Source organism: Rhizobium sp. Root1334 (assembly GCF_001426665.1).
Lineage (GTDB): Bacteria > Pseudomonadota > Alphaproteobacteria > Rhizobiales > Rhizobiaceae > Pararhizobium.
This window is the reverse complement of the sequence record NZ_LMEY01000006.1, coordinates 267,518-281,601: the sequence shown is the minus strand read 5'-3', so window position 1 is coordinate 281,601 and position 14,084 is coordinate 267,518. Positions and strand designations below refer to the sequence as shown.

The 14,084-nt window shown below is 60.3% G+C and carries 12 protein-coding genes and 2 pseudogenes; 4 read left to right on the top strand and 10 right to left on the bottom strand.

Annotation, left to right across the window (positions count from 1 at the left end):
• Positions 1-56: 56 nt before the first annotated feature.
• A pseudogene (locus ASD36_RS31375) lies at positions 57-260 on the top strand (transposase); the annotation flags it as partial.
• On the opposite strand, the gene ASD36_RS31370 reads toward ASD36_RS31375, so the two are convergent.
• Positions 260-406, bottom strand: coding sequence for a hypothetical protein (locus ASD36_RS31370; protein WP_244489801.1), 147 nt, complete (start codon positions 404-406; stop codon positions 260-262). The pseudogene ASD36_RS31375 and the gene ASD36_RS31370 overlap by 1 nt on opposite strands.
• 380 nt (positions 407-786) lie before the next feature.
• On the opposite strand from ASD36_RS31370, the gene ASD36_RS29945 reads away from it, so the two are divergent.
• The 3 genes from ASD36_RS29945 to ASD36_RS12000 all read left to right on the top strand — a co-directional run bounded on the left by ASD36_RS29945 (position 787) and on the right by ASD36_RS12000 (position 3,816).
• The gene (locus tag ASD36_RS29945; RefSeq protein WP_082562759.1) at positions 787-2,025 is read left to right on the top strand and encodes a site-specific integrase; all 1,239 of its coding nucleotides are present in this window, start codon (positions 787-789) and stop codon (positions 2,023-2,025) included.
• Complete coding sequence (locus ASD36_RS31115) at positions 2,022-2,486, top strand: hypothetical protein (RefSeq protein ID WP_244489800.1); 465 nt, start codon at positions 2,022-2,024, stop codon at positions 2,484-2,486. The genes ASD36_RS29945 and ASD36_RS31115 overlap by 4 nt, the downstream gene beginning before the upstream one ends.
• 217 nt (positions 2,487-2,703) lie before the next feature.
• Positions 2,704-3,816: an IS110 family transposase gene (locus ASD36_RS12000; protein ID WP_060510720.1), complete on the top strand. Its 1,113-nt coding sequence runs from the start codon at positions 2,704-2,706 to the stop codon at positions 3,814-3,816.
• Between the two features lie 330 nt (positions 3,817-4,146).
• Here ASD36_RS12000 and ASD36_RS31365 read toward each other — a convergent pair.
• The 9 genes and pseudogenes from ASD36_RS31365 to ASD36_RS11950 all read right to left on the bottom strand — a co-directional run.
• Positions 4,147-5,102: pseudogene (locus ASD36_RS31365) on the bottom strand (IS630 family transposase); the annotation flags it as partial.
• A 98-nt stretch (positions 5,103-5,200) separates the two neighbouring features.
• On the bottom strand, positions 5,201-6,115 hold the full coding sequence (locus ASD36_RS11985; RefSeq protein WP_060510593.1) for a HEPN domain-containing protein: 915 nt from the start codon (positions 6,113-6,115) through the stop codon (positions 5,201-5,203).
• 591 nt (positions 6,116-6,706) lie between these two features.
• The gene (locus ASD36_RS11980) at positions 6,707-7,666 is read right to left on the bottom strand and encodes an ABC transporter ATP-binding protein (protein WP_060510592.1); all 960 of its coding nucleotides are present in this window, start codon (positions 7,664-7,666) and stop codon (positions 6,707-6,709) included.
• Positions 7,663-8,679 carry an ABC transporter ATP-binding protein gene (locus ASD36_RS11975; RefSeq protein WP_060510590.1) on the bottom strand — a complete coding sequence of 339 codons (1,017 nt, stop codon included), beginning with the start codon at positions 8,677-8,679 and terminating at the stop codon, positions 7,663-7,665. Before ASD36_RS11975 ends, ASD36_RS11980 begins: the two co-directional genes overlap by 4 nt.
• Positions 8,680-8,687: 8 nt before the next feature.
• Positions 8,688-9,605, bottom strand: a complete 918-nt coding sequence (locus ASD36_RS11970) for a dihydrodipicolinate synthase family protein (RefSeq protein ID WP_060510588.1) — start codon at positions 9,603-9,605, stop codon at positions 8,688-8,690.
• Between the two features lie 19 nt (positions 9,606-9,624).
• Entirely contained in the window at positions 9,625-10,497 is an 873-nt protein-coding gene (locus tag ASD36_RS11965; protein ID WP_060510586.1) for an ABC transporter permease, read from the bottom strand.
• Between the two features lies 1 nt (position 10,498).
• Positions 10,499-11,458, bottom strand: a complete 960-nt coding sequence (locus ASD36_RS11960) for an ABC transporter permease (RefSeq protein ID WP_060510575.1) — start codon at positions 11,456-11,458, stop codon at positions 10,499-10,501.
• 88 nt (positions 11,459-11,546) lie between these two features.
• A complete protein-coding gene (locus ASD36_RS11955; RefSeq protein ID WP_060510573.1) occupies positions 11,547-13,133 on the bottom strand; it encodes an ABC transporter substrate-binding protein in 1,587 nt (528 codons plus the stop codon).
• A complete protein-coding gene (locus ASD36_RS11950) occupies positions 13,130-13,861 on the bottom strand; it encodes a FadR/GntR family transcriptional regulator (RefSeq protein ID WP_060510571.1) in 732 nt (243 codons plus the stop codon). The genes ASD36_RS11955 and ASD36_RS11950 overlap by 4 nt, the downstream gene beginning before the upstream one ends.
• Positions 13,862-14,084: the final 223 nt, after the last annotated feature.

Below are 14,084 nucleotides of genomic sequence, written 5' to 3'. Positions count from 1 at the left end.
GTAAGCGGGTAGGCCACCCCACGTAGCGCGGTAACGCAAGATCGCTCATCTTCGGCATGAATCATGCGGAGAAACCTATGAGCGACAGTGTGAATCAGGCTCGTGCCTTTGAGGTTCTGACGGCGACACCAATACGGACGWGGCGCACGCCACGAGATTGGTCGGATGCTGAGAAGGCTCGGCTGATTGCGGAGACATTGCTGCCGGGGGCGAATGTATCAGCGATCGCCCGCGCTGAGGGGCTMGATCCCTCGCAGCTTTACGGCTGGCGTCGCAAGGCATTGGCCTCGGGATCGGTGGTGCCCCTTTCGAAAGAGGCTAATGAAAGGGTTAGTTTCGCGCGCCGGTGGAGATCGTCATGGGTGACGTCGTGGTGCGTGTGGCCGGAGATATCGAGCCGGATCATCTTGCCAAGATCCTCCGGGCGGTGCGCAAGGCATGATTGCGTCTGGCGTTGTCGTTTACGTCTCCTGCCAACCGGTCGACTTTCGCAAGGGAGCGGCTTCGTTGATGGCTTTGGTCAGGGATGGCGGTCTCGATCCTTTCNCTGGCGTTGTCGTTTACGTCTCCTGCCAACCGGTCGACTTTCGCAAGGGAGCGGCTTCGTTGATGGCTTTGGTCAGGGATGGCGGTCTCGATCCTTTCTTATGTGTCGGGCGAGATTATGTGGCGGAGCCGACATGTCGCCAGCTGGGACCTTCCAAGTCTGGAATCCTTCACCACATAATATTTCGTACCTTTCGGATGGGCGCGGGATTCCCCTGCGCCTTTATCCCGGGGGGCAACATGCTCGAGTTTTATTTTTCGTATGGTGGGGTGCTCAAGCGCCTGCGTAGTGGTGCGCTCGGCGATGAGATGGATCGCCTCGCGGAGCATTTCTTCACGCTTGGTTACAAGCGAGCGTCGGCCAAGATCTATCTGAGCCGGATTGCGCGCTTCAGCCAGTTTGCCGGGACGCGCTTCGGTCCGATTCCGATCCATCAAGATGTCGTCGATAGCTATTTGCGCACGTTTACTGCGGATTCTCCGCGCATTGGGGCAGTGTCGGCGCTGGGACACGCACGGCGAGTGGCTCCAGAGCGGTTCATTTTTTCCGTTTCTAGTAAAGAGGATGATCCGGATGCTCCGCTTCTGGCCTCCTTTTCGGACTATTTGCATAAGGTACGGGGCCTGGAGCCGAATACCCGCGAAGGCGTTCTTCTGGGTGGCCGCCGCTTTCTGGATTGGTTCCGCCATCACCATCCCGGCCAAACCCTCGAGGCGTTGTCGGCTGAGCACGTCCTCGCTGCTGTCGAACATCGCCTGTCGCTATCGGCGACCTCCGGTAGCCGCACGGCAGCGACTACTCACATTCGAACATTTCTTCGGTTTTTATATTGGGCTGGCCACCATCACCAAGATCTCGCCCGCGTCGTCCCAAGGACGCCCTATTGGCGTTTGGCGCATTTGCCGCCGCGCCTTGCATGGGATGACGTTCGGCGCGCAATCGATGCGATCAGCGCAACGACGCCGGTCGATATCCGCGATCGGGCCGTCCTGCTGCTACTCGCTACCACGGGCATTCGCAACGGCGAGCTGCGCGCCATTCGGCTGCAGGATATCAACTGGCGCGCTGGCGAGGTTTTTGTCCGGCGCACCAAGGGCAAGCGTGATCGGGTGGCGCCACTCCTCGAGGAGACCGGCGCCGCGCTCGCCGACTACATCCTGGGCGCTCGACCAAAGGTGGATAGTCCGTATCTATTCCTGTCCTTCACGCCGCCCGTGGGACCGTTCAAGTGCGCGTCGCCTGTTTCGAGAATCGTGCGAAAGCGGTTGCGGCATGGTGGGGTCGAACTTGGGCGGGTCGGAGGTGCGCATCTCCTGCGCCACAGCCTTGCCACCCAGCTCGTCAGGCAGCGAATACCGATCAACGAGGTCGCCGATCTTCTTGGGCACCGGAGCATCAACACAACGGCGCTGTACGTAAAGGTTGCGGCCTCGCAGCTCGCCGAGGTCGCACTCCCCTTTCCGGGAGGCGTGGCATGACCGCCTTTGCCCGATTCATCGGCGAGAAAGCCGAGCGTTACATCGAACTGCGCCACTCCCTCGGCTACGCCTTCAGCAAACAAGCCGGCACGTTGCGGGCTTTCGTCCGCTACGTTGAGTGCGCTCAGTTCGATGCGCCCGCCACCCGGACGATGGCGCTGGATTTCGTCCTGTCGTTTGACGGCGCTGCCAACAGCCGCGCCACTCGTCACGGCGTGCTCCGCCGATTCTACGAGTTTCTCGGCGTCTATGACGCCCAAACCGAGGCCTTGGAGCGGAGAGTCTTCCCCAGATCCAGGGCGATTCCGCCCCCGCGTATCCTCAGCGAGTCAGAGTTGGCGTCGCTCATCGACGCATGCGCCCGCATTTCGCCAGACATCCCTCTCAGGGGACGGACGATGGCAACGCTGATCGGATTGTTGGCAAGCTCGGGACTGCGATCGGGCGAAGTGGTCATCTAGTTCGCCTCACTTCTTATACCAACCCTCATTGATCAGAACCTATGAGCCCATTGCCGCTTACCGATGGACATGATCTTCCAAGGTCGGTCCTGCAGTGTTCGCCAAGCGTGGCAGCAGTGGTCGACGATATCCTCGTATCCGCCTTCGTAGTAAGCATGAAACGGCGGTCGCACCGGACGGGCCGGTACCGAGCCCCATGCTTAAGCGAGGACGGACCGTGGATAAGGATAGCGAACTTTTCATCGGAATGGATACATCGAAATTGAAGATCTCAGTGGCGGTCGCCGACGGCGGTCGTAACGGTGAGGTGAGGTTTTACGGAGACATCTTGTCGGACCCGGGATCGGTCGCCTCGATGGTGGAGAAGCTCGCGAAGCGAGCTTCGCGGTTGCATTTCTGCTACGAAGCGGGGCCGACCGGATACGAGCTTTATCGGCAGATCATTGAGCTTGGCCATGCTTGCGAGGTTGTTGCGCCATCGCTCATTCCCAAGCGATCGGGCGATCGGGTCAAGACCAATCGGCGCGACGCAGTGAGCCTGGCGCGATTGCACCGGGCGGGGGAACTGACGGGAGTTTGGGTTCCAGACGAGACCCATGAGGCGATCCGCGATCTGGTCCGGGCTCGTGAGGCTGCAAACGAAGCCCTGAAGAAATCCCGCCAGCAGTTGCAGGCTTTTCTGCTGCGTCGCGGTCATATTTACAGCGGCCGCTCGCCTTGGACACAAATCCATCGGCGATGGTTGGCAGAGCTGTCGTTCACCCATCCCGCCCACCACATCGTTCTGGCAGAATACATTCAGGCCATCGAAGACGCCGAGGTCCGGGTAGAGCGGCTGACCAAACAGGTCGCTGCGACTGTGGCCTCCTGGTCGATGGCGCCAGTCGTCGAAGCCTATCAGGCGATGCGCGGCGTCGCGCTCCTCACTGCGGTGACTTTCGTGGTTGAAATCGGCGACGTCAGGCGCTTCGAAACGGCTCCGCAGCTGATGGCGTATCTGGGGCTTGTGCCGTCCGAGAGCTCGACGGGCGAACGTGTGAAACGAAAGGGTATCACCAAGGCGGGAAGTACGCGGGCCCGCCGTGTTTTGATCGAGGGCGCGTGGACGTATCGATACCCGGCCCGGGTAAGTCGGGCCATTCAGGCAAGACTGGAGGGGCTGCCAAGGCCGGTACGCGAAATCGCCTGGAAAGCTCAGATCCGGCTATGCGCACGCTACCGTCAACTTATCGGTGCGGGGAAGCTCAAGGCAGTCGCCATCATCGCGATCGCTCGGGAAATGGCGGCGTTCCTGTGGGCTATCGGTCAAGAGGTCGCTCCCGCCGCATAAGCATGATCAACGCCAAACCCAACACATGAAAGGAAGCAGCGAATCAGCATTCGTATACATCTGCTGATGTATAAACTTGGGGGCAGAGCCCCGGTGGGGGAATCCTCGACAAATCCACGTGGCAAGCGTTGAGCTCATGCCCGATCGTAGACAGAGGCAGCCCCAGACGAACCTACGGAAATGCGGTAAACAACCCGCGCATAAGAGTATGCCAACCGTCGTCGAAAGCCCTGCCTCCAACTTTCTATATCAGCTTTATCGTACACGGCTTCATCATTACTGATGGAAGGGACACAGCCATACCTAGACCACTTGACAACGAACATAAGAGGATTTGAAGACGCGGTTTGAGAGCCAGTTGTCTCGCATGAAGTGCCAGAGGTTTTCGACCGGGTTGAGCTCCGGCGACTTCGGCGGCAATGGCAGGATGGTGATGTTTTCGGGGACGGCCAAGTTGTTGGACATGTGCCATCCTGCCTGGTCCATGATCAGAATGGCGTGCCCATTGTCGGCGACGTTTCGAGAGATTTCGATCAGATGTTGGTTCATGGCATGGGTATCGCACCAAGGCATGACGAGAGCGGCGGCCTTGCCGTGTTTGGGGCAGATCGCGCCGAAGATATAGGCCGAGCGGGTTCGCTGGTCGTGCGGTGCGGATGGCCTTGATCCACGCCTGGCCCAGCGGCGGGTGATCTTGTTCTTCTGCCCAATACGCGCTTCGTCCTGAAACCAGATTTCGATCACCTTGCCCTTGGCGGGACCGACGGCGACCTCTGCCACTGCGGCGGGGAAGTTTTTTTAAACGCCTCGGCTGCCTCGGCATCCTGCGCATGATGTCTCGGGCGAGCCGAGAGTTTGCGGTAGCCCATCGAGCGCACTTCGCGGCCCAAAGTCTGCTCACTCACCGAGACACGGAATTCCTCCCAAAGCCACTGGGCCAGATCACACAAACGCCAGCGCACGACGCCGTCGAGATAGGGTGTAGGGCCTCGCTCAATGGCTTGCGCCAAGGCCGTGCGCTGATCTTCGTTCAACAGTGACGGCTTGCCCGGAGCCTTGCCGTTGATCAGCCCATCGGGACCGCGCGCGTTGAACCGCACCACCCAGTCGCGCACGATCTGCACCGTGACGCTGCCGAGCCGCGCAGCATCAGCGCGAGAGCCGCCATCATAGATCGATGCAAGCGCCAGGAGCCGCCGCGCCTGGTCGGCATCCTTTGTCTGTCGGGCCAGAATCCGCAGCCCGTCCCCACCAAAGTCTGATCGCAAAGAAATTGCTGAACCCATCGCAAACCTCCTGTTTGCGCTATCGATTCAGATTCGTCGGCTTTTGGGAACCCCGAGAGTCAGCATCAATGAAGGTTGGTATAAAGCGGTACAAGTTCCTAATTGTGCCCTTTATTTTCCAGCTGCTCGATACAAACAACCTGCACCAGACGCTGTAAGATCTTGATGCGCTCCACCAGCCAGGCCAGTTCTTCTGCAGTGATCACATAGTGTGCCGAATAGCGGGCATCGACATAGGCGCGATCAAGCCGGGAAAAACATCGCCGCGCGAATTTCGTATCGATTGGCCAGGCCTCGATCAACCGGGGTGCAACCCGTTCCGCGTGCGTTCTGAGCACACTCAAACGATGCGACTTGGGAGAGTAGAGGGTGAGAACGAGCAAGGCGCAGTGATAAGCCCGTTCGGTCGCCTGGTGCAGCATGAAGGCGCCGTCACGCCATCGGTCCGTGGCGAGGCCGAATTCGGCGAATGCAAGCGCATCTTCCGATAACCTGTGCCACTGATCAAAGTGCTTCTGTGCTTCCTGCCGCGCGGCATCCGGCGTCAGTGGCTTCGGCTCGGTCAACGGATGGCCGGGCGTTTCATACAGCACAATGCCGTCGCGGGCGATATCGATGAAGAAAGGCAGGCCGCGGCCTAGCTTGTCGTTGACGTCGGCGAGACTGTGGGCAATCACCTTGGCAGGCGTTTCCAAATGCCGGGTGACTGCATATTCGCGTGTCAGGTGCTCGTCGATTGTCAGCCACACCTCGTTGGTTTCGGCAAATGCCTCCGAATTCACCACCGCAAGCAGATCATAGTCCGAGCGATAGCCGCTCACACGGTCCTCGACCCAGTCGCCACGCGAATATGACCCGAACAGGATCAGCTTCAGGATGCGGCCGGATCTGGCCTTGTCCGACAGTTTGGTCTTCTGGGCATCTTCGAATTCATCAAAGATGAGCTTCACGACGCGGGCCAGTTCGCGTTGCTTTTTTGCTGGAAGATGATCGAGCTGGTCGGGGTTGATCAAGAGGGACGCCTTATAAATTAGCCTGAAATTCGAGATTCTATAGCCGGAGTCTCCGCTGCCGCCGGTAAAAGTGCAAGGGGCAGGCGCCGCTCACACGCAACTATGGCGACAATATCACTCTACAGACCGCGCGAAAGGCCGGCACTGACGCTTTGCTTGTTTCGACCCGGTTTCCATTCCGTTGGTTGGTCCGCGCTTGCGTGGGGGAAGGGCACTACAGTGGGCAGGTTGGACAGCGCGCAACTCCAAGTCCCAAATGACCGAAAGGCGAATGAGCGCCCATCCATTCGTAATTGCGGAACTGGTTCATGGTATTGAAGAAATGGGTCGCCGAGCGTTCGCCAGCATTGGACCGTGGTGGATCAGACTGGGCGGCACCTGTTTGACAGCACTGGTAATCCACAGCATGGTCGGAAGAGCCGCTCGAAGGCGCGGCGAGCGGCGGCGGCGTGCCCGAGATACATTGCCCAGCCTTGCCAATACCCGTGATGTGGCGCTGGACTAGTCGCCTGACAGTTGCTGGTGTCTCATGCGTTTCGCGAACGATTTCGTTTGGAAGTTTGTTCAACAACGAGTCTCTGCTTGCACGGTTCAGTCTATCAAATCATCGCGGATGCACGCCTTGAAATGTCCCTTTGCCACCTCGCGGAGCTGCGGCACAGCTGCGGCGCAGGCGTCGAGCGCCTTGGGACACCGCGTGCGGAAGACGCAGCCACTTGGCGGGTTGGCCGGGCTTGGAATATCTCCCTTCAGGATCTGGCGCGTCGTCCTGGCGCCGGGATCGGTGGATGGGATCGCCGACATCAGCGCCCGCGTGTAGGGATGCTGCGGCCGGGCATAAAGATCTTCGGCGGTGGCGATCTCCATGATCCGACCGAGGTAGAGAACGATGACGCGGTCGCAGATATACTCGACAACAGCGAGATCGTGCGAGATGAACAGCATGGTCAGCCCGAGCCGCTGCTGCAGGTCGCGCAGCAGATTGACCACCTGTGCCTGGATCGAAACGTCGAGAGCCGAGACCGGCTCGTCTGCGACGATGAAGTCAGGAGCAAGCGTCAATGCCCGGGCAATTCCGATACGCTGGCGTTGGCCGCCCGAGAATTCGTGGGCGTAGCGGTCGATGGCGTCCGGTGGCAGCTCGACTTGCTCCAGCGCTTTTTTTGCCCGATCGAGCCGCTCGGCTTTGGTCCCGATGCCCTGGATTTTCAGGCCCTCGGTCAAAACCTCGCCGATTGTCATGCGCGGTGACAGCGAGGCATAGGGATCCTGGAAAATGTATTGCATGCGCGGGCGCTGACGTCGCATCGCTCCGGGCGACAATCTGGTCAGGTCCGTGCCGTCGAAGACGACCTCGCCCGAAGTTGGTTCGATGAGCCGCAACACGGAGCGGCCGATGGTGGTCTTGCCACTGCCGGATTCGCCGACGAGACCGACCACTTCGCCCTTGGCGATGTCGAAGGAGATATTGTCCAGGATTTTCAACGTGGCGCCGCGCGTCTGGTAGTGCTTGGCGAGGCCGCGAACAGATAGAAGGGGGGTGGCGGTCATGCGGCGATCTCCTGCCAGCGGATGCAGCGGGTGCCATGGCCTGCATTGACGGCCACAAGCTCGGGCATCGCGGCGCGACAGGCATCAGTGGCGAAGGCACACCGGGGAGCAAAGGCACAGCCGGCTGGCATCTCGGCCAGGCTCGGCACCATGCCGGGAATGGCGGGCAACGTCTTGCCGCTGCGTTTCATCTCGGTTGCCGTACCGAGGCGAGGCATCGATCTGAGCAAACCCATCGTGTAGGGGTGGCGCGGGTCACGGAAGACTTCTGCGACGGGGCCACTCTCGACGATGCGGCCTGCATACATGACTGCGACCCGGTGGGCGATCTCGGCAACCACGCCGAGATTGTGGGTGACGAACAGCATGCCCATGCCGCGCTCGCGCTGCAGCGTCTGCATCAGATCGAGAATCTGCGCCTGGATCGTAACGTCAAGCGCGGTTGTCGGCTCGTCGGCGATCAGAAGCGTCGGGTTACAGGCGAGCGCCATGGCGATGGTGGCGCGTTGGCGCATGCCGCCCGACAACTCATGGGGATACTGGCTCGCGCGGCGGCGGGCATCGGGAATGCCCACCTTTTCCAAGAGGCCGACCGCGGCTTCTAGGGCCGCGCGTCTGCCGGTACCGCGATGGACGCGCAGCGATTCGGAAATCTGGTCGCCGATCGTGTAGACCGGGTTGAGGCTCGTCATCGGCTCCTGGAAGACCATGCCGATGTCGTTGCCGCGGACATGGCGCATCTCTTCTTCGTCGAGCGCGGCTAGGTCCTTGACGTTGCCGTCCTTGCCGCGAAAGAGGACTGAGCCTGCGTCGATCAAACCGACCTTGCGGGCCAGCAGTCGCATGACCGACAGGCTGGTCACCGATTTGCCCGAACCCGACTCGCCGACCAGCGCCACCGTCTCGCCGGGATGGATGACGAGATCGATGCCGTTGACAGCGGTGATCTCCCGGGCGCGGGTGCGAAAGACTGTTTTAAGGCCCTTGATCTCGAGAATGGGTTCGGGTGTCATCGGTATCCTCAGCTAAGTAGGCCGACGGAGCGCAGGATCTCATCGACCTTGCGCGCCTCGGCGTCGTTGAGCGGCGCGCGCGGGCGCGCCATGACGTTGGTGGAGATGACGCCCAGACTGCGCATGGCAGTCTTGAACCCGCCGACGCCAGTGGCGCCGCCACTGACGCGGCCTGCGGCAACCCAGACGATCTCGAACAGGCGGCACAGACGTTCCTGCTCCTTGCGGGCGGCCTCCCAGTCGCCGCTCTGGGCGTGGTTCCACAGGCGCACGTAGCCCGCGGGATCGACATTGGCGAGGCCCGGGACGACGCCATGTGCACCCATGTGCAGGGCGCTGTCGACGACGATCTCCGAGCCCGTCATCAGAAACACATCCTTGTTGTCGGCAAGATCGTTCAGCGCGTAGCGGAAATTGCCGTCATCGCCGGACGAATCCTTCAGGCCGATGATCGTGCCTTCATTGGCCAGGGTTGTTACGGTCTGACGCGACAGCTTGGTGTGGACACAGACCGGGATGTCATAGGCGATGAGCGGGACATCGACTTCGGTGCGGATGGCGCGGAAGTGCTCGATCGTCTCGGCCTGGTTGGTCAGGGTGTAGAAGGGAGCGGTGGCGACCACCGCATCGACGCCAACATCCTTGGCCGTGCGGGCATGGCGGATGACGCGGTCGGTTGTCGGGTCGATGACGCCGGCAATGACGGGCACGCGGCCGTTGGCGATCTTGACGGTGTGCTCAAGGATCTTGCGGCGTTCTGCGTCGTCGTAGAACACCACCTCGCTGGTCGATCCAAGGGCGAACAGGCCGTGGCAACCATTGTCGATCAGATATTCGAGGACACGGGTGTAGGAGGCGTAGTCGACCGAGAAATCTTCGTTGAGAGGGATGACGACGGGAGGAACGACACCGAAGAATTTGGACATGATTGCTTCTCTTTTAAGGTTAGTTGAGTTCGGAGCGGGGGTCGAAGGCATCCCTTAGACCGTCGCCGATGAAGTTGATGGCAAGGACAGCGAGCACGAGGGCCCCGCCGGGGAACAGCCATTGCCAGGGGAATTGCTCCAGGACCGCCGTCGAGCGCGCCGCATTGAGCATATTGCCCCAGCTCGCGGCCGGGGGTGGCACGCCCAGACCGAGGAAAGACAGCCCGGCCTCCAGCAGGATCGCGTTGGCAACCTGAAGGGTGGCGTAGACGACCAGGATGTCGATCGAGTTGGGCAGGCCGTGGCGAAAAAGCAGATGGCCAATGCCAGCCCCCATGCCGCGCGAAGCCATGACAAATTCACGCTCGCGCAATTCCAGCAGACGGGCGCGGATCATGCGCGACAGCACCGGCCACGACAGCAATGCTATGACGACAACAGTCGACCAGATGCCGGAGCCGACGATGGAGGCCAGCACCAGCAGGAAAATGACCGGCGGCAGCGTCATGGCGAGATCGACCGAGCGCATGGCAAAAGCATCGGCCCAGCGGCCGCCAAAGGCCGAAATCGCACCGACGAGAAAGCCGATGGCCGTCGACAGGACAACAGAGGAAACTGCAACCAGAAGCGAAATGCGGCCGCCTTCGAGGGTGCGGGCGAGCACATCGCGCCCGACTCCATCGGTGCCGAACCAGTGCTTGAGAGACGGCCCGGCATTCATGGCCAGCAGATCGATATCGTTGGGCCTGTAGGGCAGCCAAAGCGGATAGGTCAGGACTGCAAGCAGCAGAGGAAGCAGCAGCACGATGCCGAACAGTGCTGCGTTGTTATGGGTAAAGCGGCTGGTCGCACGTGCCAGCGGGCCGGAGGAAGAGAGTGTAAACAGGCTCATATCAGACCACCTCGATGCGTGGATCGATGACCGCGTAGGCAAGGTCGGTCAGGATGTTGACGACGATAACGCAGGCACCGATGACCAGCGTCGCGCCCATGATGACGGGATAGTCGCGGGTTTCGACGGCGCTGATGAGCAGCAGTCCCATGCCCGGCCAGTTGAAGACACTTTCGATGAAGATGGCGCCTCCGACGGCAAGCCCGATGGTCGAGCCGATAAGAGTGACGACCGGCAAAAGCGCGTTGCGCAACGCATGCTTGGTGACGACCCAGAACTCCTTGACGCCCTTCGCCCGCGCCGTGCGCACGTAGTCCTGGTTGAGGACCTCCAGCATCGAAGCGCGCATGTACCGCATGATCAACGCCGCATGGCCGATCGAAAGCACGGTTGCCGGCAGGATCAGGTGGTGCAACAGATCACCGATCGAGAAGTCGGTCGCAGGTGTCAGCATGCCCCCCGAAGGCGTCCATTTCAACCGCACGGAAAAGACGTAGAGACCCAAGAGCGCGGTCAGGAACGCCGGGCTCGATATGCCAAGCAGAGCGAGCACCGAAAAGGAATAGTCCGGCAGCGTATTGCGGCGCACAGCGCTGATGATGCCGCTGGCGATGCCGATGACAATGGCAATAACAAGCCCAGCGCCCATGAGCAGCAGGGTGGGGCCGATGCGAGATACGATCAGGCCTGCGACGGTCTCGTTGAAACGTTGCAGCGAATGGCCTAGATTGCCCTGGACAGCTTGGGAGAGCCAGGCCAGGTACTGTGCGGGCAAGGGCTGATTAAGACCGAGCTGCGCACGCAAGGCATCCATCGCCTCCTTCGACATGGCGACATTGGGATCGATATAGGCGTCGATCGGGTCGCCGGGCGTCAGTTGCAACAGCACGAAGATCAGTACGGTCAGCGCGAGCAGCATGCCGAGCCCGATTAAAAGGCGATGGAGACAGTAGCGAAGCATAGGAGACCAGCACCCTTTCCAGGAGTTGCGGAAGTTTCCAAAAAATGGGGTGACCGATGTGATGGCCACCCCCGGGGAGGAAATTGGCCTATTCGGCGATCGACCACTTTTCAGGGAGGGCCTGATAGGGGCCGCCGGCGGGTGCGGGCGTCCATACGAAGTCCTTCAGCGTCGCGGAGACCACGCCGTAGCGGTTGGCGACCCACATGGTGCCCCAGGGCAGGTTGGCGTTCGTCGCCTTGCACACATCCTGATAACGGGCATCGCGCTTGTCCGCGTCGGTTTCCGCAAGAGCGGCGTCGAGGGCGTTGGTTACGTCCGGCATGCGGATGCGCATGAGGTTGGCGCCTGCCGGAGGAATCTGTTTCTCGTTCAGGCCGATGTTGATGTTGGATGCATCGGGGCCGTTCTGCAGGCCTGCATAAATCAGCGGGAACTCGCCGGCGTTACCCTCCTGCTGGTAGACAACCGAGTTGTAGGTTGGGGTATCGACCGCACGCGGCACGATGTTGATGCCGACCTGGGCGAGCATTGCCTGCATGGCGGCAAGCACGTTGGTCGCCAGTGGTGATGTGTAGTAGGTCAGGATCGTGATCGGCTTGTCGCCGTTGATCTTGTCCCATCCTGCTTCAGCCAGCAGTTGTTTGGCCTTCTCGGGATCGTAGCCGTAGGCGTCGATGCCCTGCGGCACAAGGCGATCGGCGACATAGACGCAGTTTGCCGGCTTGGCGGCGCCGCCATAAAGGCTCTTGATGATGGCGTCACGGTCGATGGCATGCATGAAAGCCTGACGGACCTTCAAATCCTTCCACAGTGCCACTTCCTGGTTGAAGCCGACATAGTTGACGACATAGGAATCGCCCTCGATCACCCGGAAGGCGTTGTCGTTGTTGAATGTCGAGACGTCGTTGGAATCGACATACGTGAACTGAATTTCGCCTGAGCGCAAAGCGGCGATGGCTGCAGCAGGATTGGCGAAATAGCGGTTGATCAGCTTCTCTGCAGCAGGCTTGCCGCCGCGATAGTCGGGATTGGCCGCGAGCTCGACATACTGGTCGGCAACATACTTGGTGAACTTGAACGGGCCGGTGCCGATCGGCGAGGCCGACCACCAGGCATTCTTGGCTATCTGTTCGACTGGGATGGAGGCCAGCGCATGCTCGGGCAGCATCATAACCTTGGTCAGCGTGTCGAGAATGCTCGGTGTTGCCGCAGAAAGTTTGATCACGACCGTGCGATCGTCCGGGGTCTCGACAGATTCGATAGCGCCAAGACGGGCGGCAAAAACAGAGCCTGCCTTGTCGTTCTTGGCCAGATCGAGGGTGAATTTGACGTCCTTGGAGGTGAAGGGCTTGCCGTCGTGCCACTTGGTTTCGGCGAGCTTGAAGGTATAGGCCTTCTGGTCGGCGCTTGCTTCGTAAGATTCGGCCAGATCGCCGATGATCTTTTCGAGTTTGCCGTCGTAGATAACCAACGGTTCGAAATAGGTCACGAGCCATGTGAAGCCGCTGGTTGCTGCGAGCGGGTTGAAATTACCCTGGAAACCGCCCGGACCGACATCGAACCCGCCGGAAATCGTGCCGCCCTCGGCGAGGGCTGGCACGGCCGTGGCGGCCAAGCCGCCGAAAAGCGCCGCCGACAATGCGAGCGCCGAAATCGTGGTTTTCAAGTTCATGTAGTCCTCCCTACAGGTGTGGTTGTCTTGTTGCCGGCGATCACGCGATTGATTCCGGCATAATGGTTGTCGAGCCGGTCCTTGGCGGCCGCGAGATCCCGAGCTTCGACCGCGTCGACGATCGCAGCATGGTCGCGCCAGGTTTGCATTGGGTCCGCATTCTCGAGATTGACGAAGTCGGACGCCTTGTAGAAAGCCAACCAGAAGACCTCGATCAGGCGCAACAACACCTCGTTCTTCTGGCAGCGGAAAAGTAACTGGTGGAAGTACCGGTCTTCGTCGGGGAAACTCTCGCCGCGCTCGGCGCGAGCTTTCATCTTGTCGCAGGTTTCGCGCAACTCCCGGATGTCGCTTGGTCCGATAAGCGCAATGGTCTGCTCGATCAGCCCGACCTCAAGGGTGCGGCGGATGATGATAACTTCTTCAATCTGCTTGAGTGCGCCGCCCAAGCCATAAGCAAGGTTTTCCAGCAACGGTTCAAACGAAAACGCCTTGACGAAAACACCAATGCCGCGGCGCGATTCCAACACGCCGACCGATTCCAGGGCCTTGATGCCCTCGCGCACCGAGTTGCGGCTCACACCCAGCTGGGTGGCGAGTTCACCTTCGGGCGGTAGCGGTGCGCCTGCATCGAGGTGATTGTCTTCGATATAGGCGCGCAGGCTCTCCTGAACGGACACGTGCAGGAGAGGGGCTCGCTTCAGGGGCTTAATCGACTTCACGTTCATGTTCGTCTCCGGTTGCCTTTTTGACTCCGAAAAGACAGTGTCGCCACATTTATCCACTTGTAGGATATCTGTCAATCGGATATTGAAATCACCAATAGCTGGTCCTGTCAGGAGATATCTGAAACGCGCGCCTTCGCGAATAGGAAAACGCGTTTGAGAGAATAGCAGCGGCTGTTTGCTCTGGTCGAAACATCAATGGGCAAGCTCCGATTACCAGCCACTT